The organism is Candidatus Melainabacteria bacterium, assembly GCA_003963305.1.
GTDB lineage: Bacteria > Cyanobacteriota > Vampirovibrionia > Obscuribacterales > Obscuribacteraceae > PALSA-1081.
In genome coordinates this window covers 113,928-138,847 of sequence record RXJR01000008.1, presented here as the reverse complement: position 1 = coordinate 138,847, position 24,920 = coordinate 113,928, and the positions used below count along the sequence as shown (strand labels likewise).

Here is a 24,920-nt window from a genome sequence, read left to right as displayed (position 1 = left end):
GCATCCTTTTTTTGTTTCTATATACAAGTTTCCGAATCCCAGACTTCTTCTAATCACCTAGAAGCTTATTTTTTTTCGCCACGACCGCGAGTGAGTTTCAACCACCCTGGTTCGTGCGCTTTTCCAAACTACTTCAGACGTTGATTCGCTTGATCCAACTGAGCCGGTGAAGCTCTTACTGGATTGAGCGAATCGTCTGTCCACAGGAAGGTCACTATGTCCAGCAAATGCAGCATGCCCGGACGCAATCTCTGCGCCCGAAACGGCAAGGTGGCTGCGCTCTTCGTCGACGTTGACGGAACGATCCTCGAGTGCCAGCCCTACTTCGACAGCGCCATCGAGCGCTTTGGTTTCCTGATGGCGATGCTTGGTTTCGACAAGAAGCATGCTATCGCCACTCTTCGCGACACCGACCTCGGCAACACTCATGTGCACGGGTTCGAGCGCGACCGCTTTCCGAACTCCATGGTTGCCGCTTACGGCAAGCTTTGCAAGGAGAAGAAGGTGCGCCGTCGCCGCGAAATCGCACTGATCTGCGAAGACATCGGCAACTCGCCCTTCTTCCGTCAGCCCAAGCTCTTCGCCAACGCCGCTTCTGTACTCGGCCGCGCCCATCACAACTTCCTCATCATCGCCGTCACCATCGGCAATCGTGAGGCTCAGAAGTACAAGATTCGTCAGGGCGGGCTCGACCCTGTCTTCGACGAGATCATCGTCACACCCAACGATGACAAGGCTGAGCGCGTGCGCGAAGCAATCATCGACCTGAACATCGATCCGGAGCTGTCTGCCTTCATTGGCAACAGTCGCCGTTCCGATGGTGCATGCCTGACCGAGACGAACTTCATCTACCTGCCGCTCGAGAAGGGCTGGTCGTTCGATGACACCGAGCTTCCCGCCGGCACCGGTCATGACACGTTCTCCGTCAAGGACTGGCGCGAGGCTGAAGACCGTGCCATCACTCGCCTTCTGCGCAAGCGCGAGAGAATGGTCGCTCAGCACGACGAAGATTGTGATTGCGACAAGCACTGACAGTCGCGCCTCGGCATGATGACGGAGTGATGTCAGGCGTCGCAGGCTGATTTTGAAATTGCAGGGAGGAAAAGAGTCTTGGTTCAACCAGATCTTTTCCTCCCTCTTTTTCTTTTGCCATATTTCTTATATGAAATAGTAGAAAACGGGTTAGTCAGACGAAACACGAACAAAGATTATTGCCATTAACCGTAGGAACTTTCCGGCGCAGACGTCCGCCTAGCAGTTGACTGGACAGGGTGTTCAAGACAACTAACACACTCTGGATCCATATCAATTTGAAGGAGAGGAAAATGAAAAATGTATTGTTGACGCTCGTGTCGTTGGCAGCTCTAGGCACACCTGCGCCGGCTCAAGACAGCACCGATGCGTCCGGTGCCACTACGACGACCACAGAATCTACCAACACCAGTACAACAAAATCCGTGCCGGCTTCCCAGACGACAACAACTACCACCACAAAAAAGGCTGCACCGGTGGCGGTTCAGAAGACAACCACGACGCGCCACAGAACCAAACCAGTTATCTCAGTGCGTCCGGTAAGCGTCAACAGAAATACCGTAATCACACCCAACGGTACCAGCTCAACAACTACGGTGAGCCACTAAGAGCACGAACAAAAACAACAGCTGCGACCAAAGTCAGCACAGGCTGTCAAACTCGTCCACATAACGGGCAAAGGTATCGAGCGCATCTTGAATAGGCTGCGGAGTTGATAAATCTACTCCTGCCTTTTTGAGAAGTTCGATACTGTAGTCGGAGGAGCCACTCGACAGAAAGCCGAGATATCTCAGCACAGCGGGCTGGCCTTCGTTGACGATTTGCTTAGCCAGCGCGGTGGCAGCCGAAATTCCAGTGGCGTACTGATAGACATAAAAACTGGAATAGAAGTGCGGAATGCGAGCCCATTCGATTTCAATGGCATCATCGACTATAACCTCTGCGCCGTAATATTTCTCGTTCAAAGCTTTGAAAATCGAGCACAAGTATTCGGGAGTCAAAGACTGACCAGATTCTGCTGCAGCGTGCGCTTGCATTTCGAATTCGGCAAATAGAGTCTGCCTGAAAAGTGTGGTGCGGAAACCTTCCAGGGCGTGGTTGATGATATACATGCGCAAAGCCTTATCATCTGTGGTCTTGAGCAAGTAATCAGTCAAAAGCGCCTCATTGCAGGTAGAAGCGACCTCGGCTACAAATAACGTATAGTCGGCATATTGGAATGGTTGAGACTGCCGCGTAAAGTACGAGTGCATGGAATGTCCCATCTCGTGCGCCAGTGTAAACATAGAATCCATGCTCTCCTGATAATTCAAAAGAACAAATGGATTGGTGCCGAAGGCTCCCCAGCTGTAGGCTCCCGATCTCTTTCCGTGCGTTTCCACAACATCGATCCATCGAGATAACATGCCATGCTTGAGGGCTTCCACATAGTCCTTGCCTAGTGGTGCAAGCGCGTCGATTACTTTTTCACGCGCATGTTCAAAGGCGATTTTGTACTCGACTTCCTTTACCATGGGTACGTAAAGGTCGTACATATGCAGGTCTTGCAAACCCATCACTTTCTTACGCAGGCGCAAATACCGATGCAAGCTGGGAAGATTTTTCTCGACTGTCGCCACCAGGGTCGTATACACACTTACCGGAACGTTGATGGATTCAAGAGCTTGATGTAGGCAATTTTCGTAGTTGCGAGCTTTAGCGTAAAACATATCTGCTTTGACGCGGGCGGAATAAGTTGCTGAAATTGTATTTTTGTACTGGGCGTACGTGCCTAACATGGCTTCGAAAGCCCGCTTGCGCTCCTCCCTATCGTGACTCTCGAGAAACCGGGCCACATAGTTACCCTGACTCAGTTGAACCTCCTTGCCTTCTGCATCGGGCACTTTTGGCAACTTAAAGTCAGCATTGGTGAGCAAACTATAGACGCGATCGGAACTTTCCATAACTTCGCTGGCATCAGCAAGCAGCGCTTCCACTTCGGCATTGCGCACGTGGGGACGACGGCGATTCAACTCATCGAATTGGTGCCGATAAACTTGTAATTCAGGCGTCTCATTCAACCAGTCATTCAGTTGCAGCGCGCTCAATGAAAGTATTTCAGGCGTCGTAAAAGATGATGCGGAGGCGAACTCAGCCATCAATGTACTGACTCGATCGGCAAGCGCCTGATAAGTGCTGTCACCGAGATCCTCATGAGAACGCATGTTTGCGTAAACATAGAGGCGACCGAGAATCTCAGAAGCAGAATCTATCAAAGTCAGAGCTTCAAGCAACGTTTTCGATGATGTTGAAAGCCGGCCTTGAAAGCTTTTTATTTTCGGCAGAGTCTCACTGACTTTTGTGAAATCGGACTCCCATAAATCATTACTCTGATAAATGGTGGTCAAATCCCAGGTCATGTGTTCCGGAACTTCAGAACGACGAGGCAAAGTTTGAGCAGTCATAGGCACTCCTTTCACTGTATCTGTTTCGACGTCACACCGCAGACAGTGGCGTCAGGTGAGGGAAGTTCGAGCCAACTCTACGAGGAAGCCTGAGCCGACATTTCTTCCAGGAAAACATCGATCTCTTGCTTGGTAGGCAACGCCGGAATCGCGCCCGGTCTTGTGCAAGCAAGCGCGCCGATAGCGTTGGCCCGTCTGATGATCTCAGACAGCTCGTTAATCTCCATATTTTCCAGAACTTTTCTGCGATCTGGAGCGTTCTTTATGTGCGGCATCAAACCAGCGATAACGCCACTATTGAATCCATCACCGGCGCCGGTTGCTTCCACGAGAGAAACCTGAAATCCCGGCACAGTTCGATTGCCTTTGGCTGTCGAAATGTAAGCTCCACGCGAGTCGAGAGTGATAATGAGAAGCGGAATATTGTGAGTCTTGCGCAATTCTTCAGCGGCAGTAAAATCACGAGATCCAGTCAAGAAGTTCAATTCGTCTTCGTTGATTTTTACCATGTCGGCCCACTTCAGAGTTTCAAGAATCTTCGACTTACAAGCTTCCGGACTTGGCCACAATCCCAATCTAACGTTTGGATCGTAAGAGATCAAAAGCTTGTTACTGCGGGCCATTTCAACCGCTTTCTTAGTCGCTTCTGCAGCAGGGCTGGCAATCAAAGAGATCGATCCAAAGTGCAAAACACTGGCTTTGGCGAACTGATCGGGCTTCAAGTCACCGGGTTCTAAACGTGCATCAGCACAGGCGACCCGGGAAAATTCCGCTAACTTGCGATCGCCTGTCATCGTGGTGACCACATATGCCATTCGAGTTTGAGCGTTGGGATCTGACTTCATACCTGAAGTGTCAATGTTGTCGGCCTCGAGCACCGAGCGCAGCCACATACCGAACTGGTCGTCGGAGCAGCGCCCGATAAAACCCACCGATACGCCCTGCCTGGCTAGACCTACGGCAGTGTTCGCTGGTGCACCACCGGCAGCCTTTGTGAACGACTGAGCCCGATCCAGTTCGGCTCCAAGCGTTGTACAGACCCAGTCGACTAAAAGCTCACCCAAACACAAAACGTCAGCCATGAATAATTGCTCCGAAAAAAATGGCGCTCAAATATACCCCTCGTGGGTTTTTGGAATTATAAGCGCTTTGCTGGGTTCAAAGAACCGCTTTTACAAAGCTATATCTTACAAATATGTCCTTCGCCACGTTAATTTCTTTGAGCCAAGATCACGGTTGTTTAGAAGACCCGGGCCCGTTGCCAACTGACCAGCTCCTTCCCGAATGCTGGAAATGCTCTCAGCTGCGTCCTTTCAACAGATATTGCAACACGAATTTAAGGACTTCGCTATGATGTTGTCGAAGGTCAGACGTTTTGCTTGACATCGAAGAAACGGAATCTGCGTAAACAAGCCGCGCTCTTGACTCGTCGAGTATCTATAATTGGATGACATCGACCTGACAAACGCACGAGATATTGAGAGGAGCTTTTCATGACTAAACCCGCTCTAGCCGCAGTGGTTGCGCTCGCTCTGAGCATTCCACTGGCAAACCTGGCTGTCTTAGCCCAGGGAAGCTCCGCGGAAACCAAAAATGAAAGCAAGTCTCCCGTGCCAACCACATTCAGCGCGCCGCAACAAGCCAATCGTGCCCGACCGGCGCAACCAGGCACCGCACCTTCAAATTGGTCAACAACGCAAGGCACGGCCGGCACTCGCGGTGCAACGCAGACAGCAAGCTCGACCGCAGCGGCAAGCAGCCAGACCGCTGACGCCGCAGCCACTACCACTGCTCCGACCACAACAACCAAGACGGATGACTCAGTGGTGGTCACTTCATCAAGCCCCCGTGTCGCATCTGGGACGGGTAACAAGCCTTCCTGGCAGAAGTTTTACGACTACATCAGAGTCAAGTCTGGACAAGACACCCTACCGTTGACATTGACTGTAACCAATGGAAACGCCAATCACCCGGCCTTCGAAGCGGTGCGTCTCTTCCTTGCAGGTCAACAACTGGCAACAGAAAAAGATTTCAAGAACGGTGTCTTACAACTGAAGATGGACGGCACATTGAGTGCTAACGGAGACAACCAGCTGCTGATCCAAGGCTACGGGGTACCAGCCGCTGCGATCAGCTGGAAACTGACCACACAACGAGCCGTGCTTACGGCTGTCACACCTGATACCGCTGCGCCCGGCGACTCGATCAAGATCACAGGCAGAAACTTCTCCAACAAAACCGGTGTTTCCCAAGTCTGGGTCGGCGATAAGTTAGCCACCATCACAAGCGGCAACGCCAAGACACTGATTGCCACAGTACCTCAAAACGCTGTTGCGGGAGAAAATAAATTGAACGTGGCAGTGGGCGGCATCGCTGCCAAGCCGCTCAAAATTACAATCAAGGGCAATGCTCCTGAGCTGACAGCAACAGACCTTTACGGAGCGCCTCCCGGATATGCAGTAACGGTAACCGGCAAAGGGTTCGCCCCCAACGCCGCAGACAACGTCGTCTCTGTCGGCGGGGTGACAGCGACAATCACCGCATGCAGTACCACTTCGATTACGTTCCAGATGCCTGAACTTCCCAATGCCTGGGCGGCTGTGCCACTGGTCGTCAAAACCAAAGGCGTGGCCAGCAAAAACACGCTGCAAGTCCAACCATCCAACAGATTGCTGCCGACCAACTATCAATAACCCCTCGCAACAGGGAGAGCCATGACCCTTCCCGTATGGTTAGACGACGCGCCAGGCACAGTTGAATCTAAGGCGGAAGAGCGTTATGACGTAGTCATCATCGGTGGTGGCGTAATCGGTGCGGGCTGTGCTTACATTTTGTCGCAGCGACCTCAACTGAAAGTGGCACTGGTCGAGAGCGGCAAACTTGCCCATGGCAGCTCCGGACGCAATGGCGGTTTCGTCTTGCGTGGTATTCAAAGCTATTACAATAACGCCGTCAAACTTTATGGGCGCCAGACAGCAGCAAGCATTTTTCGATTTGCCGAAGAGAACCAGCGGCTCATCAAAGAGTTCAAAGATAAGTACGGCAACTGTTTCGATTACGATCCATGCGGTTCTTACCTGCTGGCTTGTTCGCTTGAAGAACTGGAAGAACTGGCTGAATCAGCAGATTTGATGCGTGAAGACGGCTTCGAACTGGAATTCTTGAAAGAAGACCCGCTCGAACGCGATTATTACGGAGCCATGGTCAACCCCAACGATGTCGGCATCAATCCGGTCAAGTTCGTGCGAGCCCTCTCCTCTGCCAGCAATGCCAGAATCTTCGAAGACGAGACCGTTGTACGCATCGAATACGATGGTTGCGTGAGCGTGCAAACAGCCACTCGCACGTTAAAATGCGACAGAGCGCTGCTTGCCACCAACGCCTACACGCCACTGCTCATGCAATCGTTTACCGACAAAATTCAGCCGGCACGCGGGCAGGCTCTCGTCACAAAGCCGTTGCGAAAACAGATCGTAAACCGACTCTGTTACGCCAATTATGGATGGGAATATTTCCGGCAACTGAGCGACAACCGCCTGCTTCTAGGCGGCTGCCGACAATTATTCCTGAACGAGGAGCTTGGCTACGCCGACATGATTACCAAGCCTGTCCAGAATGCGCTGCTCTCTTACCTGAAAGACCGTTTCCCTGATGTAGCCGGTGTGCCAATTGATTACCGCTGGTCCGGTCTCATGGGCATCACGGCGGACGGACTGCCGCTTGTCGGTGAGTACGAACAAATACCCGGTCTCTTTTATGCCGTCGCTTTCAACGGGCACGGTCTTGGATATGGACTGAATATGAGCAAACTGCTGGTGGAGATGTCCTTTGACGGCAAATGGCCAGGCTTTTTCGACGCTGGTCGACCCGGTCTGACGACGAACAAAACTGTTACAGCAGCCGGTCAACAAAAGGGTCCGTAACCGCGTCCTTTAGTACAATGTTGACGTTGCACTATAAAGGATTTGGACATGGCACTGTCGTTGTCGGAACTTAAACGCGAAATCGAAGCACTTCAGGAGCGCTTGACGAAAGTCCGCGAATATCTTTGATCCAGAAAATCTGGAAAACGAATTTGTCGGCTTGCAAGAGGAAGCCAGTCAGGACGGATTCTGGGAGAACCAGTCCAAAGCGCAAAAGATAACTCAACGCATGAGCCGCCTCGACGGCACACTGACACAGTACAAGAACTGGCAAAAGCAGTTCAGCGATCTTGAAGTACTTCTCGAAGTTGCACTAGAGGAAAGCGACGAGTCGGTGGCTGGCGAAATTGAAGGCGGCTGCAAAAAGCTCAACGACGAACTGGAGCGTTTCGAATTTCAGAGACTGCTCTCAGGTGATTACGACGATTCTGCTGCACTGGTGACGATAAATGCCGGCGCTGGCGGCACCGATGCTCAGGATTGGACAGAGATGATGCTGCGCATGTACCTGAGGTGGTGTCAGAACCGCGGTTTCAAAACAGAACTGCTCGACCAGTCTGATGGCGAAGAAGCAGGTCTGAAAAGTGTCACGTTCAAAGTGGATGGACCGTACGCCTTCGGTTACCTGGTCTGCGAAAAAGGCGTACACAGACTGGTGCGCAAATCACCTTTCAAACAAGGCAGCGATTCCAGACAGACCAGTTTTGCAGCGGTCGAAGTCAGTCCGCTTATGAGTGACATCGATTCAATCGTCGAAATCAAAGATGACGAGATCGAAGTCTCCACGATGCGCTCTGGAGGAGCTGGCGGACAGAACGTTAACAAAGTTGAGTCAGCCGTGCGCATTGTGCACAAGCCAACCGGAATCGCCGTTAAGTGCCAGCAAGAACGCAGTCAGCTGCAGAATAAAGCACTGGCGATGGAGTTACTGCGGTCAAAACTGCTTGCTATTCGCCAGGCCGAGCGAGACGAAGAGCTTTCCCAGCTGCGCGGCGAAAATGTACAGGCTACATTCGGCAACGCCATCCGCAGCTATGTCCTCGACGATCGAATGGTGAAAGACGTGAGAACCAAGTGCGAGACGACCAACGTCGAAGGTGTTCTCAACGGCGACCTCGATCCTTTTATAGAATCGTATCTGCGCTATAAAGCCGTGGCAAGAAACGCCGAGCAAATCTGAAAATACCTGCGCTAACAACCCGGATCAGACAAAAATGCGGGGCCGCTCAAAAACCTTTTCGCGAGCCAAGAGCTACGCGAGCTCCAACAACTGCAAGCGCTTGGGAAGCATCGCAGGTGGTGCGCAGCAATCTGCGCCATTTTAAAACTCTAGCGCAGCTCGCCCGGTTGTGCCTCTTGAAATCCATGGGAGGCAAGGGTCTCAGGCTATACGATCGATCGACCATCGAATTACTATTGATATACGTGCACCAGATGTGACACCGCTCATATTCCTCCATAGCAGAAGAACATTTGCCCACCGGTCAGCGATTGCAGTCTTCGGATCAGCGAAAACGCCTGCCCCTCACTGAGTCGCGCTACCTATTAAACATTGCCTTAAGGATTCAAAACCTAGGCCAGGAGCGGATTCTGAGCTCCGCTTAATCGATTTCCAATGCATATAATGTACCCCAAAAATAGCCGGGAGAGGATGTCAGGATTACACACATGACAACCGCCTTCAGTAAGCACCGATGGGCATGTTGTATATGCGCGAACCGATCAAAACGGACCTCGCAAAGTAGCGATTAGCCTTTTCTTTAGATTTCAAGCATCTACGCCCCAGGGGCGACCAGACCAATTTGGAAGAAATTGTTGTTTCTGTTAGGTTCCAAGGTATCTTTTCCTCCCTTTCCGCCCTCAGGTCTCCGTAGCCAAACCACCAATCTGTCCGAGCCGCCCCCGCCAATAACAGGAATCCCTCATCCCCTGACCAAGGCCGGCTCGACTCTGGTGTTTTCGATGCGAAGTCTCAAGGTAGTTTGGGTAACCGGTCTCTCTGCGATGTGCTAAGGGACTAGCTCAGTTCGCTCATACGACGTCGGAAGAGATTCCTTTCATAGGAAACGTCGCAGCAACATCGCAAAGGCTTTTCTTTCGTGTGTTCGTAGTCCCCTGCGAGCACGATCTTCTGCACGCTGCGGTAAATCCTTTCGCAGCGTCCTAGATACAGATAGGAGGTAACCATGTCTGATGTCACGCAACTCCGAGAGCTCTTGGGGTTGGCTGGTGTCAAGCAGGGCGATCTCAAGTTCCAGGATTTCCTCCTGGCGCTGAAGGATCACCCCGAGTACGCCGACACCGCCGCCTCGATGCTCATTCGCGCGATCGAAAGTCGCGGCGAAATCGAGATCGACAGTGCGCCTCCGGAGCGACGCCCGTACCTTCGCATGCTAGCGAAGATGCGTGTCTCCTCGTGGAAGGCATTCGATCACATTAAGGGTTCCCAGCGCACGGTCGCGCTGCTCATGGAACACCTGTACAACGCGTCGCAGAATGGTCTCCAGCTCAGGCTGGCGATCATCCTCAAGGGCGGTCCTGCTTCCGGCAAGGGCGCGCTCGCGATGGCCATCAAGGACACGTTGGAGGGCGAGCTCGTGCATTCCGTGGCAGGCTGCCCGGTGCATGAGAACCCCATCAACCTGCTGACTCTGCTCCCTCCGGAGCGGCTCGACACGATCGCCAAGGCGATCGGCATGTCCGACGAGGAAGCGAAGCAGGCGGGCAAGCCGTCTCTGCGCCAGCTCGTCGCCACCGCCGGACGTCCGTGCCATCACTGCTGGACCCAGGTCATGGGCGAAGGCAAGGATGTGAAGACCGAGCCCAATCTGGGCGACGTCATGGTCGAGCACGTTCGGCTCTCCAGCCGCAACTTCGGCATCTCCACCTGGTCTGGTCAGGAGACGCTGCTGTCTGTCCTCAAGCGCGGCTCGCGCGGCGTCGTGGACATGCCCGAGATCTTCAGTCTCGGAGCCGCTCCTGGCGCCGTCAACCCGGAGCTCGACCTGCTCCTGGAAGCCACCAACGACCGTCGCATTCCCGGCATGGGCAGCAACGAGGTGGCTCTGCCCGGCTCGCCGTTCAAGCTGGCCAACCCCAACGCCGTCGACACGGGCTGGATGCCGCTCGACGCCATCCTCATCGGTCAGACCAACGATGGGGCGTGGGACTCGTTCATGTCCGCTCAGAAGGACAAGGACAAGTTCACGCGGCGCATGGCCATCATCCAGGTGCCGTACAACACCTCGGTCACCGAGGAGGAGGCTGCCTACCGCGACGCGGTCAACGCCATGCGTGACCAGCCGCACTTCGACCCGATGGCGCTCAAGCTGCTCGCCCTGACCGCGGTCATCAGCCGCATGAAGGTGCAGCACGACGTCGACGTGGTCACTCGCGCTCGCATGTACGACGGCGAGCAGCTGCGCGTGGAGAAGAAGCCCAAGACGACCACCGGCTCGACTGGTGGCGCCGCAAGCACCGGAACCGCGGGCACTCTCGGCAACACCGAGAAGGCGTACTGGCACGTCGGTGAGTTCTGGCAGGACGCCGGCGCCGACGAGGGCATGTTCGGTCTCCACATGACCGACATGTTCAAGATCGTCTCTGAGATCACCGAAGCTGCGCTCGAGTCGAAGCACAAGAGCGTCAGCGCCATCGGTCTGATCAATTATCTCCGCGGCAAGATCGCCGAGATGAAGAAGCAGCCCGGCCTGACCAAGAAGCAGGAAGAGGTGCTGGCTTCTGTCGAGGGCTACCTCAAGGGCCCGAAGAGCTACTCCGACCGCGAGGTTGGTGTGATCGAGAAGGAGTACCGTCGGGTGCTCGTCCGTCAGCTCTTCGAGGTTGCTTCGCCTGACTTCGACCGCCGTGCAACGGAGCTCTTCGAGCGCTACCGCCTGCACGCGAAGGCTTACTCCATCGGCGACAAGACCGTCCGCGAGGAGGTCGTCCAGGCTGGAGTTCCGTCCACCCGCACGGTGAAGGTCGACGTGGCCTTCCTGGACGAGATGGACAAGTGGATGGGCATGACGACCGACAAGGATCGTGACGCCTTCCGCCGTTCCATCGAGACCCGCATCGGTCTCGCGACTCAGATGCAGCTGGAGGAGGACGAGGCTGGCCTCAAGAACTCCGAGAGCAGCATCATTACCTGGCAGTCGCTCCAGGAGATCGCCGACGGTATCCGCAAGAAGCTGAACTCGGAGACCGCCAAGGTCCTCGAGAACCTGCTCAAGTCGGAAATCGAGCTCGACGAAGAGCAGAAGAAGCTGCGTCGGGAAACCCTCGAGCGCTTCGACAAGCTCGGCTACAACGACTACACCCGCCAGCAGGCGCTGACGTACTTCCGTGACTACAAGCTCTGGATCCAGAGCTAAATCGAAAGTGAGGATTATCATGAACACCATCATCACCAATTCCGAGGCGGCTCTGCCCAAGACTCCGTTCAAGGGCACGTTCGCCGAACTGCTCGCCTTCGCCAAGCAGTACCCGGCCGCGGTCGAGTCTGCTCACTCGCGCTTCTACCGTCTGTGGACGAGCAAGGGCTTCAACGAGGCCCGCTCGCTCCAGGTGCAGCGCCTGTACGGCAACGAGAACCTCGTCGCGTCCAACGCGACCGCCAACTTCTTCGGTACCGAGCGCGCGCTCCACGAGATGCGCACCAAGTACCTCTTCCCGGCTGCCATGGGCGGTGAGACGTCCAAGCAGGCGTGCGTCCAGATCGGGCCGCCGTCGTCCGGCAAGTCCGACCTCGACAACACCCTCAAGGCGCTGTTCCGCAACGCCGAGCCGGTGCCGTACCTGAAGGACAGCCGCGTGCGGGACAACCCGCTCAACCTGCTCTACATGGTGCACACGGTGGCGGCCGACAAGGCTGACGCCGAGGGCGCCGAGGACTTCGACGCGCGCGTCGTCGAGATCAAGATCGAGATCATGGAGGCCTGCGGCCTGCGCGGTCTGATCGAGATCAACGAGCGCGTCAGCAAGATCCTGAAGGGCGCCGGCCTGCCCGCGACCTTCGAGGGCATCGCCCAGCTGCCGACCGAGGACTTCGTCTCGGCGGTGGTCTACGGCCTCGGTCTGCCGAAGTCGACGCGCAACGTCGTCTTCGCTCCGGAGCCGATCGTGCAGGACCTCGTCCGCGGTCTGAAGATCAAGGTCGGTCACCCGATCGCGATCCAGGACTACCCGGTCGTGTCCTTCCGCTTCTCCAGCGACTTCGAGGGCTCCGTCGGCATCGTCGACGTCTCCGAGGTCAACCCGATCAACTTCGACATCGCGGAGTGGATCGGCGCCGAGAACCTCTCGATGATCGGTCGCGTCGACTCGGATGACCCGCGGTCGGTGACGCTGAACGGTGCCTTCAACAAGGGCAACCGCGGCATCGTCATCCTCACCGAGGGTCTGAAGAACCCGCCGGAGGCGCAGCGCATCCTGCTGGAGGCCCTCCAGGGTCGCCGCGTGCGTCTGCCCAACCCGCTGGGCGGCTCGGTCGGCTTCGACGGCATCGTCATCATCAACTCCAACGAGTCGGAGTACAACAAGTTCGTCGGCATCAAGGAGAACGAGCCGTACCTCGACCGTTTCTACCGGATCTGGTTCCCCTACCCGGTGGAGAAGTCGGCAGCCCGTCGTGTCGTCGAGAAGATCTGGGGCTCGTCCGAGTTCGCCGCCTCCGGCGTGCACGTCGACCCCGACGTGTTCGACTACCTCGCCCACCTGGAGATCCTCACCCGTCTCGAGGACAACCCCCAGGTCACCCGCAACATGAAGGTCGAGGCCTACGACGGTCGCGATCTGCGTGCCAAGGGCATGGGCATGAAGCTCACGGTGCACGACCTGCGCGAGTCGGCTTCGGCGCGCGAGGGTCTGCAGGGCATGTCGCCCCGTGAGACCGCCAAGATCATCAACTCGGTCGCTGCCGAGGTGGTGGGCAAGGGCAACACCGTGACCAGCCGCCTGGTGCGCGAGCGCCTGCGCGAGTGGTTCAAGTCGAACGTCACCGACGAGAAGGCGCTCGAGCGGCTGCTCGGCCTGATCGCCAACGACCTCGACGAGGTGCGCAAGAAGACGCTGCGTGACATCGTCCTCGCTTCGCTCATCGAGAGCTTCCCCGAGGAGTGCGAGAACACGTGGCAGAAGTACCTCGACAACATCCGCGCCTTCGCGCTGAACCAGGCGGTGCGCGGCACCGGTGGCTACGCGCGCGGTCCCGTGGGTGGCGACGAGACCTTCATGCGGGAGATCGAGACGGATCCGGACTGGGGCGTGACGAGCGCCGAGGCTCCGAAGTTCCGCGCCGAGATCCTGGCGGCTGTCAACCAGCACCTGACCGAGAAGCGGACGCCGAACGTGCCCTACACCTGCCACGAGGCGGTGCGGCGCTGCATCGAGCGCTCGGTTCTGAAGAAGGTGCGCGCCGGCGCCCGCCTGTTCACCAGCTCCAACGCTCGCACCGACGAGGACCGTCGGAAGATCGGCGACGCGAAGGACCGTCTGGTCAAGCAGTACGGCTTCTCCGACTGGAGCGCCGAGGAGCTGCTGCGTGAGGCCGAGGAGAACTCGGACTTCCTGGTCGAGCGGTAATCTGACGACCTCGCTTGTGCGGGGAAGTTGAGGCTGCTCTATAAGTAGATTCCCGGGGCGGAGGGACTGGTCGAAAGACCGGTCCCTTTTGCCTCGGGGTCTGCTTTACCAGCGTTTTGGCTTTTTTGCACAACGTTTCTACTCACACCGTGAGAATCTATAGGAGGTATTAGTCATGGCTCGAACCAAAAAGGATTCGGCCAAGAATCGCTTCGTCATGGCAGTCGGCGCAGACGCCGCCAGCCTGACCGAGGCCCCGATTCTGGCCAATCGCAACAACATCAGTCCCCCGCCTGACTCCGGCGACCCCACGGGTCCGTCGCGAGACCGGTACCGGGACCGTCAGAAGAAGAAGGCCAAGGGCAAGATCGGAGACATCATCGGCGACAACCCGATCATCTCCAAGCCCGGCAAGATTCGCATTCCGGTCGACCCCGAAAAGGAGCCGATCTGGCGTCCCGGTCGTGACCAGAACGGTCAGGGCGGCGGCGGCAAGGGCGAGCCCGGTCAGGACCCCGGCGAGTTCATCGAGGTGAGCTTCGAAGAGTTCATCGAGATGTTCTTCGAGGCGCTCGGCCTGCCGAACATGCTCAAGAAGATGTTCGCCGAGTCGATGGTGCGCACGCACAAGCGTCGCGGCGTCAGCCAGGTCGGTCCGCGTGCCCGCATGAACAAGCACGAGACCGCAGTGGCCCGCCTCAAGCGCGCCTCGGCGATGAAGAACAGCCAGCCCGGCAACTTCGTCGACGACTTCGAAGGCAAGTGCCAGGCGGCGTTCGAGGCCTACGTGTTCTACGCGACGGCTTCGGATGACAGCTTCCCGGTTCTGCCTCAGCCCATCTACCAGATGGTCGGACCGCAGATCGAGGAGTTCCTCACCGCCGTCGAGAGCGCCAACCCGCTCGACCTGGTCACCGATGCCGCCGGCTACCGCAAGTGGCTGGTCGGCTACGTCAACGACTACCTGGCGGAGAACACCGACAAGACGGTGGCTCCGTACACCATCAACGAGGCGCTGCGCCAGCGCATCGAGGGTTACGTGTACGCGAAGGAGCGCGACGGCGAGCTCATCCCGAGCATCGACGAGGTGCCCTTCCACAACACCGACCTGCGTTTCAACCGCATCGAGGAGCGCGAGGATCCGGACAGCAAGGCGATGGTCGGGCTCATCCTCGACCGTTCCGGCTCCATGGACGGTGACCCGATCATCGTCGCCAAGGCGTACTTCTTCATCTGCGTTCTCTTCCTGCGTACGAAGTACAAGCAGGTGGCGATCGTCAAGATCTCGCACGACGCGCAGGACTACCTCTGGAACACGGAGGAAGAGTTCTTCAAGATCGGCGCGAGCGGCGGCACGGTTGCGGTTCCCGCCTGGGATCTGCTCTACCGCATCGCGGAGAACGGCGCCACCTGCAAGCAGACCAACGTCTCGGCAGGTCCGTTCCCGGCCAGCGAGTGGAACCGCTACATGTTCCATGCCACCGATGGTCAGCTTTTCGACGGCGAGAAGGTGATCCAGGAGTGGTGGACGCGCATCATCACCGCGCCCTTCAACTACGCCGGCTACCTGGAGTGCGTCACTTCGTGGAGCCGTGGCGGCGGTTGGGACATCGCCGGTCGGGCTCTTCTCGGGCTGCCGGCCGAAGTGAAGCAGTACGTCGGTATGGCCAGGGCTGCAACTCTGGCTGACGTCCCCGACGCTTTCAAGCAGATCCTCGACAAGGATCGCCAGAAGGAGGCCTAATCATGAGTGACAACACTTACGCGGCCGAGATGGCCGAGTTGATGATTTATGATGAGCGCATGCGTCGGGCCGGCGAGCGGATGGGTCTGTCGACCTATCTGATCGACTACTGGTACATGCACGACGCTCAGATCACGCAGATTCTCCCCTTCGTCGGCGTTCCGGGTGACTACCACTACTGGAACAAGGGCAAGGAGGCGGAGAAGAACCGTCAGAACGGCTACGGCGGCCACATCTACGAGATGGTGCTCAACACCGACCCGTCCGTGTGCTACCTCTCGAGCACCAACTCCATGCCGATGCAGCTCCACGTCATGGCTCACGCCGTGTGGGGCCACGTCGACTTCTTCAAGAACAACAAGATGTTCGCGGAGACGCAGCCGGAGACGGTGCTCAAGCGTTTCAAGCTCGGTCGCAACAAGATCGAAGGTCTCGTCCAGAACCCGGAGTGGGGCTGGGAGACCGTCGAGTACTACATGGACGCCATCCATGCGATCGAGAACTACGTCGGCTGGCTGCCGACGATTCCGGGCAAGTTCACCGACAAGGAGCTGCGCGATCAGCTCAAGGCGCAGCTCGTCGAGGTGCGTCGTCGGGAGAAGCAGGAAGGTGAGGTGTCGGCCTCGGTCAAGCGTCAGCTGAAGATCCAGGGCGACATGATCGAAGCGCAGCTCAAGCGCTACCCGATCCAGCCCACGGCCGACCTGCTCGGGTTCCTCATGGACCCCGAGAACACGCCCAACCTGCCCGAGGAAGTGCGCATGCTGATCAGCATCGTGCGCGACCGCTCGCTCTACTTCCAGCCCCAGGGCCGGACGAAGTTCATGAACGAGGGCTGGGCGTCGTACTGGCAGCGGGAACTGCTCCTGCAGCCTGAGATCGACCTGCCCTTCGAATACCGCTTCGACCTCGCCCAGTCGTGGACCATGCACGACCAGATGCCGATGATGTGGTACACGGACCCCTATGCCCTCGGGCAGCATGTCTGGCGCTACATCGACCGCAAGTACGGCAAGGACGAGGGCACCGTCCAGGTCAAGCAGTTCAAGATGACCAAGGACAAGGACGGCATGCCGGTGGAGGGCAAGCGCGCCAAGCTCGTCGAAGTCGCGGTGCGCAACCGTGACAAGATGATGGAGGTGCGCCGGCACTACGACGACAGCCGCTTCATGGACGAGTTCGTCAACGAGGAGCTGTTCGAGTACATCAACGAGCAGGCCCTGGAGTGGGTCTACCGGGTGATGCGCATCATCAACGAGACGCTGGCCAAGAACGGCTGGAGTCCGGCTTTGATCCACAAGAAGCTGCCGATGAACCTCGAGGGTCTGGCTCAGATTCTCGGGCAGTGGTCGGAAGTGCAGGAGTCCAGCCAGGAGTACCACCAGTCGATGGGCACGCCCATCTTCCCGGTGCCGGCGCAGACTCTCAAGCAGATCGGTTCTGTTCTGCAGACGGTCTACAGCTTCGACACGGACAAGCACAAGGCGCGTCGCCAGATCGTCTTCCGCACGGCCGGTCACTGGGTGCCCAACATCCAGCTGGTCGACACGGGCAAGTTCGGTGACAACAGCTGGACGCTGCTGCACACCTTCGACGAGAACTTCGGGCCGCTCCTGCAGTCCGAGTGCCGCGATACCCTGAAGTTCTTCTGGCGTCTGCGCGGCGTCGCTTCTCCCGTACGACTCCTGACGATGGAGATCAAGACCGACCAGCGTGGTCGTCCGCTTGGTCCGCCGCGTCCGTACGAGTATTTCACCGAGGATGGCGAGAACGTCAAGGAGCGCTGGCTGAGCTGAGGCTTGGCTGAACTCCCGGCGTGAGGGGCTTGGTTGCGCTGAAAAGCGTGGCTGAGCCCCTCTTCTCGTTCCATTCCAGTGTTTAAACGCACCACTTGTGGTGCAGCTAAATTCGAAAAGGAGAACCCCAATGAAGATGACAGACAGCATTGGGCGCACCCTCAGCATCGACGTGGTTCATCGGACCGACAGTCTGAATGAGCCCGGCAAGAAGCTGTGGACGCGTCCGCTCGAGTACAACCTCGAGCACTCCGGTGTCACGTACTGCGCCGTTCCGCACGGAGCGGTCGGTCTGCGCGTGATGTCTCGCCTCGGTGCGGAGCTGCTCGTCTACCAGGACGGCAAGCTGCTCATCGCGGCCAAGATCGAGAAGGGCGTGCAGTACCTCGAGCGCGATGCCGAGGGCAACCTGCTCATGTTCCGCGACCCCGCCGACAAGACGGTGGTCAACGTTCCTGCCGAGAAGTCCGTCAACGACGGCATCACCCTGCTGGAAGCGCCGTCCACCGACGTCGCCGAAGCAGGTGACGGCAGCGAGCCCAGCACGCTCGAGCCCAAGCAAATCCCCAACGAGCCCGGCCTGCTCTTCGTCGTCGCCCGGCTGGCCAAGGACCCCGAGATCGTGGGTCACCAGCCGCCCGACATCGAGTACGAGCTCGAGTTCCAGCTGCGCACCATTCCCGACCACATGGCGGCCCTTGCCGGCAGCCTGTCGAAGATGGTGGTGCCCGAGCTGCCGCCCGACTGCAACGACCTGGTCAGCCTGACTCCGCCGGAGCGGCCCTCGGTCACGTTCGTCTGCTCTTGCACCGGCTGCAAGAGCAAGCGCTAAGGAGGACCCCAACCATGCTCTGCGATCCTTGCAGCAAGAAGAATTCGCTTGCCGTTCCCGGCAAGTGCACCAAGTGTGGCGGTATCACCTCGGCGTTCGCCCACCAGCTCTGCGCCACGTGCTCGGATGACCTGGATTCGTGCGAGTCGTGCGCCGGTCCGCTGGACGCCGATTCGCTCACCCAGGCTGCCACCACCGCTGCCACCAACGTCTATGTCACCACGGTGCGCATGGGCGACAACGGCAAGAAGTTCGGCGGCATCCGCATCGGCGAGGAGATCCACATCGTCCTCGACGAAGACCAGTACTCCGGCGCCGAGTGGGACGTCGTTCAGCCTCTCGACGGCAGCTTCAAGCTGAAGTCGACCGGGCAGTTCATGCAGAACGGCAACAACCCGCAGTACGGCTCGCGCACGTTCGTGTTCGAGGTGCGTCACAGCGGGCCGGCCGACATCGAGTTCCACGAGGTCAACCGCTACCGCGGCTGGTACGGCGGAACGGGCGGCTCGACGGTGCTCCCGAACGGCAAGAAGTTCAAGGCTTCGTTCGACGTCAAGTAACGTCGGGCGCGGCTGAGAGTTGGGAACGGTGGTGCTCAGGCACCACCGTTTCTCAATTCTTTTTTGCATTTCAGGCTCATTTTTTGGCTTTAACACATCAAAGAGGAGCAGCTGCCGTGGAAATAGCCGGCAAGAAAGTACTCCTGCTCGACGACGAGTTCTACTTTGGAGAAATCCTCCAGATTCTCATCGACCGTCTGGGCGGCGAGCTTGTGCATTTCGTGCGGGTGAGGGTGGAAGGAGACAAGGTCATCCTCATGAACCCGACCGGCACGGAAAGCACCCTCACAAAGGGCGAGTACGACCTGGCTCTGCTGGACGGCAGAATCAAAGGCGGCAACATGAACGGCTGGGACATAACACCTTATCTGGTGCGTCTCGGTCTGCCGGTGGTCGCCATAAGCGGAGCCGATTCGCTCAACGAACAGATGCTGAAAGCAGGTGCCACAGCCGCGGTTCGCAAGGACCTGCTCTGGGACAAGCTGCGTCACGGCACCTTGAAGCAGTAGACGATCATTCTCGGGCCGGTCAAGGGCTGGCTCGAGCGCAATGCCTTCCCAGCAACACCTCTGCGTGAGAAGCACGCAGAAGCGAAGCAAATTGCTTCTGGGAACGACCGAGAAATCGGATGTGCGCCATGCCTACCAACCTCTACCAGGTCCTCTACGTCGGTCCGCCGCGCTACGAGGGCACCCCAGCCGAGAGAGCCTCTCTCGAAAAGACAGTCCGGTCATTCATCCGCACCCACGGCGGTCGCCACACCGGGCTCGTTGCAGTCAAGGTCGGCTTCCTGCTGGGGATGTTCATCATCTACACGGACACTCTTCAGGCTGCCCAGGGACTGCCCGGCAAGTTCGAAGGATTCGAGCGTCAGCACGATGAGCTCGAACAACCGGCCGACAAGGTAAGGGCTGCTGGACCGTTCTTTTACGAGGCGGAAGTCTTCTAACAAGACGCCAGCTCCTGAACCAACTGTGTTGTGCCGACCGGCGCGAGGAACCTCTCCTCAAGCTGGTCGGCAACACACATTTTTTTCAAATACCTATTATGGCTTATAGTTATTAGCGAAAGCCAATTTCGGGAGAAACGCGCCATGATACACAATCACACTACCGGCACTCCTGGACTCAAGAGAGAGCGCTGTAAGGTCCTGCGGGCGTGGTTACTGGAGACAAACTGAGGAATATCATACGCCGAGGCAACAAGACCGTACAAACGCCTTCCAGGGTCTCCAAAAGAAGAATGACTGTACTACGATAACAAATAGTACAACATGGCGCAAAAAAACCATGCGGGGCGAGTTACCTCAACCACGCATGGCGCCTTCGTTTACACGTAAGGCAAGTTTTTTGCAGACCGATGAGCAGCACGCGTACAGGCACAGCCTCCGTAAGGATGACGTGTGCCTGCCAGGCGCTTACTCGTAGATCTTGAGCAAGATCATGATGATGACGCCGATGCTGGCGATGCCGACCTGAAGCAGCGAACGCAGAGGATGGGTCTCCTTCAGCATGCGCGGAATCAGAGCCGTCATCGTGATGTAGAGCACCATGCCCCCGCAGATAGGCGTCAGGTAAACAGGCAGAGCCTGCACCTTGTTGCCCAGCACGAGGACGAGAATGGTGCCTGCCAGCGCCACAATCGCAGAAGCCAGGTTGACGAGCACCGCACCGTGCTTGCTGAAGCCAGCCTTGACCAGCACACCGAAGCTGCCGAACTCCATGGGGAGTTCATGCATCAAGATGGCCAGCGTGGTGGCAACACCAGCAGGAATGCTAATCAGGTACATCGACCCAATCAGCATGCCGTCAGTGAGGTTGTCGACCATGTGCGAGATCATGCTCATGTGACCGGTGGGGTGAATGCCATGCACGTGCGCGTGAGTGTGATGACCTTCGTCATCATCTTCCTCTTCGCACTCGTGCGCATGGCAGTCCTTATCCTCATGAACGTGCTCGGTGCCGTGATGGCAGTGCAACTTGAGCACCTTCTCCATCACGAAACAGAAGGTCATGCCGGCGAGGATGAGGATGGACACGGTCGTTCCGGCGATAGCGCCCTTGTCGACGAATTCGAACGACTCGGGAATCAAATGCACGATCGCGTTACCGAGCATGGTGCCGGTACCGAGCGCGACGAGCACGAAGACGATGCGACGCATCTGAGCAGGTTTGACTGGGATTGCCAGAAGACCTGCCAGAGCGAGCAAGCTGACGAGCGAAACGCTCACCAGCGCATAGAGAGAATTGCTGCTCATGGTAGTTTCCTTGTTTTAGTCAAACCAGCCACACGCTCGAAATCGTTCGTGACGTGCAGTTGGGATGAGGGTTATGAAAACCGACAGTTACGCGAAACCGGCACCAAATTCATGCCTGAAAGCACTGCATCTGGTGTCAATTTCGCTGAAGTTAACTGGGGATTCGGGTAAAAAGTTTCGTTTTTTGAAAGAGGGGTTGGATATGCTTCAAAGCTAAAGGTTTTATGAATGCTTTAGCAATAGAAAGAAGATCTCAAAGAGATCTTTTCGTTCTAGAACATCCGCCCCGCAGGAAATACCGGAGAAGGGTCTGCGCGGCGCGATGGCATGCTTGAGAAGAGTCTGCGAGAGTTCTCGCGCGAAGACCAGCTAATTGTAAAACGCCGACCGGGCCTGATTCCTTGCGTCGACAGGTTTTCAGGCGTTTCAAATGTGCTAGTTATCGATAGCATATGGCAACGATATCGCTCGACAAACTACGTTCATTTTTCGCTGGTTCATGCCAAGAACAGTTTTTCTTGCAACACCAGACTGGCACGGTCGAAATGGACGATTTAGCGTCGTTGCGCTAAAGGTGTTGATCACCCGGTCGGGTCTTGGCAACACGCGAAGCAATTTTGAAACATTGCCGGGCTAGAACTGTAACAGTGACACTCCATGAGGCTCTCCACCGATCACCTGTGAAGTTATAAGCCTGAAAGAATGGCTGAGAACTTAACTGGTACTCATAGTGCGCGCGAAGTAACTACTAACCATTTCTTTATTCATTTGCTTTAGATCTGGCCCTTTCCTAGGCTAAGTTCGTCACTTTTCCTTTTCCTTCTCCAGACAGCACAGCCTACAGCCATCAGCGTTATAGAGCGTTTTCCGGTTTACACCTTAGACAAGGCGTGGCCCAGTCCGCTTTACTTCGCCGGTTCCAGTTGGAGCTGCATGGACACTATCTGAGCAATCGATGGCGGAGCTGAATGCCCCCGTCGACCCGGCTCTGAAAGGAGGTCTCAAATGAACTTCGCTTCGCCAGGGTTCTTTGCGTTAGCCCTCTTGCTTGTCCCCATCTTGTGGCTGGCAGGCAGACGCAGAGACACTCTCGGGCATCCTCAAGTGGAGCTCCATTCGCGCTTGCGCGTGGTGCCACTGCTGGGGCGACTGCCCATGACTCTGTTTGTTGCCTTCTGGTTGGTGCTCGTCGCCGCTCTCTCCGGTCCTCAGTTGACCGAGTACAGCGAGAAGACCACCGTCCGGACGCGCAATTACTTGCTCGACGTCGACGTCTCGGGTTCGATGGACTCGAAGTTGACCGTCAAGAACCAACAGGATTTCACCGGCACCCCTCCCGCCAAGCCCAACCCTGTGGCTGGCGACGGCACGCCTGTGGAACCAAAAGCACCCACCCGTGCAGATGCTGCACAGGCAGGAGCATCACTCTTCGTCAACAGCCCGAACCGCAAGGGCGACCGCATCGGACTGATGCTCTTCAACGACCAGCCTTACTACGTGTGGCCACTCACCCTGGACCTGAACACGATCAACCGCAAGCTCTACCTGATCGTCAAGTACAACGCCGGTGGTACGAACTTCAGCGGTCCCGACGACTCCAACCAGAACGTCGGCGGCATCCAGGGCGGCATCAACCACCTGCTGGAGATCACCAAACCTGACGAGACGCGAGTCTTGATCATGGTCACCGACGGAGAAGACTCCATAAACACCAAGCGCTTCGGAGAACTCGTCGAGTTGCTGAAGAAAGAGCACATCAAGCTCTACGTGCTCGGTGTTGGTGAATCCTGGGGAAGCGGTTCCAAACCCGACCTGCAGCGTCTCGCCGAAGAGGCAGGCGGCATGGTGATTCCGGTTGGCGACACCCAGGCCATGCAGGACGGTTTCGCTACCATCGACCGGCTCGAGAAAACGACCACCCAGGTCGACCCGGTGGTGTCGCAACGCGACATCAGCGAGTGGTTTCTCGGTCTGGCGTTGATTCTGGGCTTGCTCTACCTCGGATCGACCGTCTTGGTCCGTGATGACGCCTAACTACAAGTGAGACAATCATGAAAATCTTTCGCAAGAAACGAAACCGCTGGCTCGGTCTCGGCTCACTGTTAGGAGCCTTGATGATGCTGGGCGGTCTCTACCTCGCGACCTGGACGAACGTCCCGGTCGACAGCTTCAACGCCGGTCTTCAAGCCTACGAGGCTGGCGACATGAAGGGGGCAGTGAAACTTTTCGACCAGTCGCTGGCGACTTACAAAACCGCCGCGGCCAACGAAACTGCCTTACACGACTTCTTCTACCCGGCACCTGACCGCAACGTGGCAGCCCGTGCCAGCTTCCAGAAGGCGAAAGCCCTCTTGCAGCTGAAGCAGGGTCCTGCTGCCCTCCAGGCCTTCAAAGAGTCGCTCATGCTGAACCCCGGCAACGACTACAACGACATGCTGCTCTCCCGGGCGCAGGAGATGGAAGCAGAGGCTCGCTACACCCAGTACGACCTCGAGCTCCTCTTCAAGAACAACCCGGCCATGGCTCAGCAAGAAGGCAAGGGCAAGGGCAAAGGCAAGGGTCAGCCGAGCAACCAGCAAGTTCCCGGCACCGAACCTGGCAACATGCCTGGCAAGGGTGACCGGAACAACATTTAGGAGGCTTACCGATGGAAACGCTAAGCTTCCTCAGACCGTATCTCTTATTCGCGCTGGCCGGTGTGATACCACTGACTGCCGGCGCGCTTCTCCTCGCCTACCAGGCTCGCCGCAATGCTCGCAAGGCATACGGTGAAGAGCGGCTGGTCGACAAGTACAGCGCCAAGCCTTCGGTGCGGACCCAGGCGGGCGTTGCGCTGGCCTGGGTCGTAGCCATGGCCATGCTCGTCATCGCCGCCGCCGGACCGATCATGCCTCGTGCACCAGATACGGTGCCGTCGGGCAGCCTGCGCGTCGTTGTCGTCTCCGACGTCTCGAAGAGCATGAACGCAGAAGACTTCCGTCCGGTGATGCCGCCCAAGAAAGGTGTGCCGGCAGCGGAAGTACCCGGACCTTACGGCACGCGCCTCGAGGTCGTGAAGCAGGTGATGACAGGGCAAATCATGCCCGCCATCGTGGGCAACCAGATGGGCATCGCCACTTACTGCGGCAACGGCTTCGACCAGGCAGACCTGACCGACGACTTCGCATCGTTGCGCTGGGTGATCGACAACTGGATGAACGTCGGCAACGCTCCCGGCGGTGGTTCCGACTATGCCGAGGGTCTGTCAATGGCGTTGCAGATCTTCGACAACGCCAAAGAGTCGAACGTCCAGAAGGTGATCGTGCTCTTCAGCGATGGCGGTTTCACGGGCGACCAGGCTGCTCTCAGCAAGGTGCTCGATGAAATCAAAGCACGCGGCATTCGCGTCGTCATCGTCGGCGTGGGCTCGGACACACCGGTTCCGATTCCGGTCTACAACCCGGAGACCGGTCAGATGACCGGCTACATCCAGGACGACAAGAAAGCCACGGTGACAACCGGCATCGAAGAAGGCAATCTTGAAAAACTGAGGGAGGCAACGGACGGCACCTACGTGCGTCTTGACCCGCGTCAGCCCTTGAATGTTCAGTGGGCTTCGAAGCTCACGGGCAGCAAAGCACAGACACACGACAAGCACGTTTACCAGTATCCGCTGGGGCTTGCCCTTGTGCTCTTGTTCGGATTGATTTTGCGCGGCGCCATCTTGCAACGCTTTCAACGGCGTTCGTAAGACCGCTGCGCACACGT

The 24,920-nt window shown here is 57.2% G+C and carries 19 protein-coding genes; 16 read left to right on the top strand and 3 right to left on the bottom strand.

The features are described 5' to 3' along the window. Nucleotides 1-216: 216 nt before the first annotated feature. Together EKK48_09645 and EKK48_09640 are read left to right on the top strand one after the other, a co-directional pair. Nucleotides 217-1,032 (top strand): hypothetical protein, encoded by an 816-nt coding sequence (locus EKK48_09645; GenBank protein ID RTL43150.1) that lies wholly within the window; start codon nt 217-219, stop codon nt 1,030-1,032. A 293-nt stretch (nt 1,033-1,325) separates the two neighbouring features. Continuing rightward, nucleotides 1,326-1,640 (top strand): hypothetical protein, encoded by a 315-nt coding sequence (locus EKK48_09640; protein ID RTL43149.1) that lies wholly within the window; start codon nt 1,326-1,328, stop codon nt 1,638-1,640. 33 nt (nt 1,641-1,673) lie between these two features. On the opposite strand, the gene pepF is transcribed toward EKK48_09640, so the two are convergent. Both pepF and EKK48_09630 read right to left on the bottom strand, forming a co-directional pair. After that, complete coding sequence (gene pepF, locus EKK48_09635) at nt 1,674-3,476, bottom strand: oligoendopeptidase F (protein ID RTL43148.1); 1,803 nt, start codon at nt 3,474-3,476, stop codon at nt 1,674-1,676. A 77-nt stretch (nt 3,477-3,553) separates the two neighbouring features. Beyond that, the gene (locus EKK48_09630; protein ID RTL43147.1) at nt 3,554-4,558 is read right to left on the bottom strand and encodes a carbohydrate kinase; all 1,005 of its coding nucleotides are present in this window, start codon (nt 4,556-4,558) and stop codon (nt 3,554-3,556) included. A gap of 411 nt (nt 4,559-4,969) precedes the next feature. Between EKK48_09630 and EKK48_09625 the strand changes: the two genes are divergently transcribed. The 11 genes from EKK48_09625 (at nt 4,970) to EKK48_09575 (ending at nt 19,865) form a co-directional block, all read left to right on the top strand. Continuing rightward, entirely contained in the window at nt 4,970-6,169 is a 1,200-nt protein-coding gene (locus EKK48_09625) for a hypothetical protein (GenBank protein RTL43146.1), read from the top strand. 21 nt (nt 6,170-6,190) lie between these two features. Then, nucleotides 6,191-7,399 carry an FAD-binding oxidoreductase gene (locus EKK48_09620; protein ID RTL43145.1) on the top strand — a complete coding sequence of 403 codons (1,209 nt, stop codon included), beginning with the start codon at nt 6,191-6,193 and terminating at the stop codon, nt 7,397-7,399. 54 nt (nt 7,400-7,453) lie between these two features. Continuing rightward, nucleotides 7,454-8,579, top strand: a protein-coding gene (locus EKK48_09615) for a peptide chain release factor 2 (protein RTL43238.1) whose coding sequence is annotated in 2 segments (ribosomal slippage) — nt 7,454-7,525 and nt 7,527-8,579 — 1,125 coding nt in all. Because the reading frame shifts where the segments join, the coding sequence is not laid out codon by codon here. A 1,006-nt stretch (nt 8,580-9,585) separates the two neighbouring features. After that, complete coding sequence (locus EKK48_09610) at nt 9,586-11,775, top strand: hypothetical protein (protein RTL43144.1); 2,190 nt, start codon at nt 9,586-9,588, stop codon at nt 11,773-11,775. A 19-nt stretch (nt 11,776-11,794) separates the two neighbouring features. Then, complete coding sequence (locus tag EKK48_09605) at nt 11,795-13,984, top strand: hypothetical protein (GenBank protein ID RTL43143.1); 2,190 nt, start codon at nt 11,795-11,797, stop codon at nt 13,982-13,984. A 175-nt stretch (nt 13,985-14,159) separates the two neighbouring features. Then, a complete protein-coding gene (locus tag EKK48_09600; protein RTL43142.1) occupies nt 14,160-15,728 on the top strand; it encodes a DUF444 family protein in 1,569 nt (522 codons plus the stop codon). A gap of 2 nt (nt 15,729-15,730) precedes the next feature. Continuing rightward, complete coding sequence (locus EKK48_09595) at nt 15,731-17,524, top strand: hypothetical protein (protein RTL43141.1); 1,794 nt, start codon at nt 15,731-15,733, stop codon at nt 17,522-17,524. Nucleotides 17,525-17,654: 130 nt separating this feature from the next. Continuing rightward, the gene (locus tag EKK48_09590) at nt 17,655-18,356 is read left to right on the top strand and encodes a hypothetical protein (protein ID RTL43140.1); all 702 of its coding nucleotides are present in this window, start codon (nt 17,655-17,657) and stop codon (nt 18,354-18,356) included. 14 nt (nt 18,357-18,370) lie between these two features. After that, entirely contained in the window at nt 18,371-18,916 is a 546-nt protein-coding gene (locus EKK48_09585; protein RTL43139.1) for a hypothetical protein, read from the top strand. Between the two features lie 116 nt (nt 18,917-19,032). After that, on the top strand, nt 19,033-19,425 hold the full coding sequence (locus EKK48_09580; GenBank protein RTL43138.1) for a response regulator: 393 nt from the start codon (nt 19,033-19,035) through the stop codon (nt 19,423-19,425). 119 nt (nt 19,426-19,544) lie between these two features. After that, on the top strand, nt 19,545-19,865 hold the full coding sequence (locus EKK48_09575; protein ID RTL43137.1) for a hypothetical protein: 321 nt from the start codon (nt 19,545-19,547) through the stop codon (nt 19,863-19,865). A 468-nt stretch (nt 19,866-20,333) separates the two neighbouring features. On the opposite strand, the gene EKK48_09570 is transcribed toward EKK48_09575, so the two are convergent. After that, the gene (locus EKK48_09570; protein RTL43136.1) at nt 20,334-21,173 is read right to left on the bottom strand and encodes a hypothetical protein; all 840 of its coding nucleotides are present in this window, start codon (nt 21,171-21,173) and stop codon (nt 20,334-20,336) included. 1,005 nt (nt 21,174-22,178) lie between these two features. Between EKK48_09570 and EKK48_09565 the strand changes: the two genes are divergently transcribed. From EKK48_09565 to EKK48_09555, 3 genes are read left to right on the top strand one after another with little or no spacing between them, the layout of a single operon-like run. Beyond that, on the top strand, nt 22,179-23,207 hold the full coding sequence (locus EKK48_09565; protein RTL43135.1) for a VWA domain-containing protein: 1,029 nt from the start codon (nt 22,179-22,181) through the stop codon (nt 23,205-23,207). A gap of 17 nt (nt 23,208-23,224) precedes the next feature. After that, the gene (locus EKK48_09560) at nt 23,225-23,809 is read left to right on the top strand and encodes a hypothetical protein (protein ID RTL43134.1); all 585 of its coding nucleotides are present in this window, start codon (nt 23,225-23,227) and stop codon (nt 23,807-23,809) included. 11 nt (nt 23,810-23,820) lie between these two features. After that, nucleotides 23,821-24,903, top strand: coding sequence for a VWA domain-containing protein (locus EKK48_09555; GenBank protein RTL43133.1), 1,083 nt, complete (start codon nt 23,821-23,823; stop codon nt 24,901-24,903). Nucleotides 24,904-24,920 lie beyond the last annotated feature (17 nt).

Bases quoted from the DNA above. Each gene is read 5' to 3' on its own strand.
- EKK48_09645 (RTL43150.1), top strand. From the start codon at position 217: ATGTCCAGCAAATGCAGCATGCCCGGACGCAATCTCTGCGCCCGAAAC.
- EKK48_09640 (RTL43149.1), top strand. From the start codon at position 1,326: ATGAAAAATGTATTGTTGACGCTCGTGTCGTTGGCAGCTCTAGGCACA.
- pepF (RTL43148.1), bottom strand. From the start codon at position 3,476: ATGACTGCTCAAACTTTGCCTCGTCGTTCTGAAGTTCCGGAACACATG.
- EKK48_09630 (RTL43147.1), bottom strand. From the start codon at position 4,558: ATGGCTGACGTTTTGTGTTTGGGTGAGCTTTTAGTCGACTGGGTCTGT.
- EKK48_09625 (RTL43146.1), top strand. From the start codon at position 4,970: ATGACTAAACCCGCTCTAGCCGCAGTGGTTGCGCTCGCTCTGAGCATT.
- EKK48_09620 (RTL43145.1), top strand. From the start codon at position 6,191: ATGACCCTTCCCGTATGGTTAGACGACGCGCCAGGCACAGTTGAATCT.
- EKK48_09610 (RTL43144.1), top strand. From the start codon at position 9,586: ATGTCTGATGTCACGCAACTCCGAGAGCTCTTGGGGTTGGCTGGTGTC.
- EKK48_09605 (RTL43143.1), top strand. From the start codon at position 11,795: ATGAACACCATCATCACCAATTCCGAGGCGGCTCTGCCCAAGACTCCG.
- EKK48_09600 (RTL43142.1), top strand. From the start codon at position 14,160: ATGGCTCGAACCAAAAAGGATTCGGCCAAGAATCGCTTCGTCATGGCA.
- EKK48_09595 (RTL43141.1), top strand. From the start codon at position 15,731: ATGAGTGACAACACTTACGCGGCCGAGATGGCCGAGTTGATGATTTAT.
- EKK48_09590 (RTL43140.1), top strand. From the start codon at position 17,655: ATGAAGATGACAGACAGCATTGGGCGCACCCTCAGCATCGACGTGGTT.
- EKK48_09585 (RTL43139.1), top strand. From the start codon at position 18,371: ATGCTCTGCGATCCTTGCAGCAAGAAGAATTCGCTTGCCGTTCCCGGC.
- EKK48_09575 (RTL43137.1), top strand. From the start codon at position 19,545: ATGTGCGCCATGCCTACCAACCTCTACCAGGTCCTCTACGTCGGTCCG.
- EKK48_09570 (RTL43136.1), bottom strand. From the start codon at position 21,173: ATGAGCAGCAATTCTCTCTATGCGCTGGTGAGCGTTTCGCTCGTCAGC.
- EKK48_09565 (RTL43135.1), top strand. From the start codon at position 22,179: ATGAACTTCGCTTCGCCAGGGTTCTTTGCGTTAGCCCTCTTGCTTGTC.
- EKK48_09560 (RTL43134.1), top strand. From the start codon at position 23,225: ATGAAAATCTTTCGCAAGAAACGAAACCGCTGGCTCGGTCTCGGCTCA.
- EKK48_09555 (RTL43133.1), top strand. From the start codon at position 23,821: ATGGAAACGCTAAGCTTCCTCAGACCGTATCTCTTATTCGCGCTGGCC.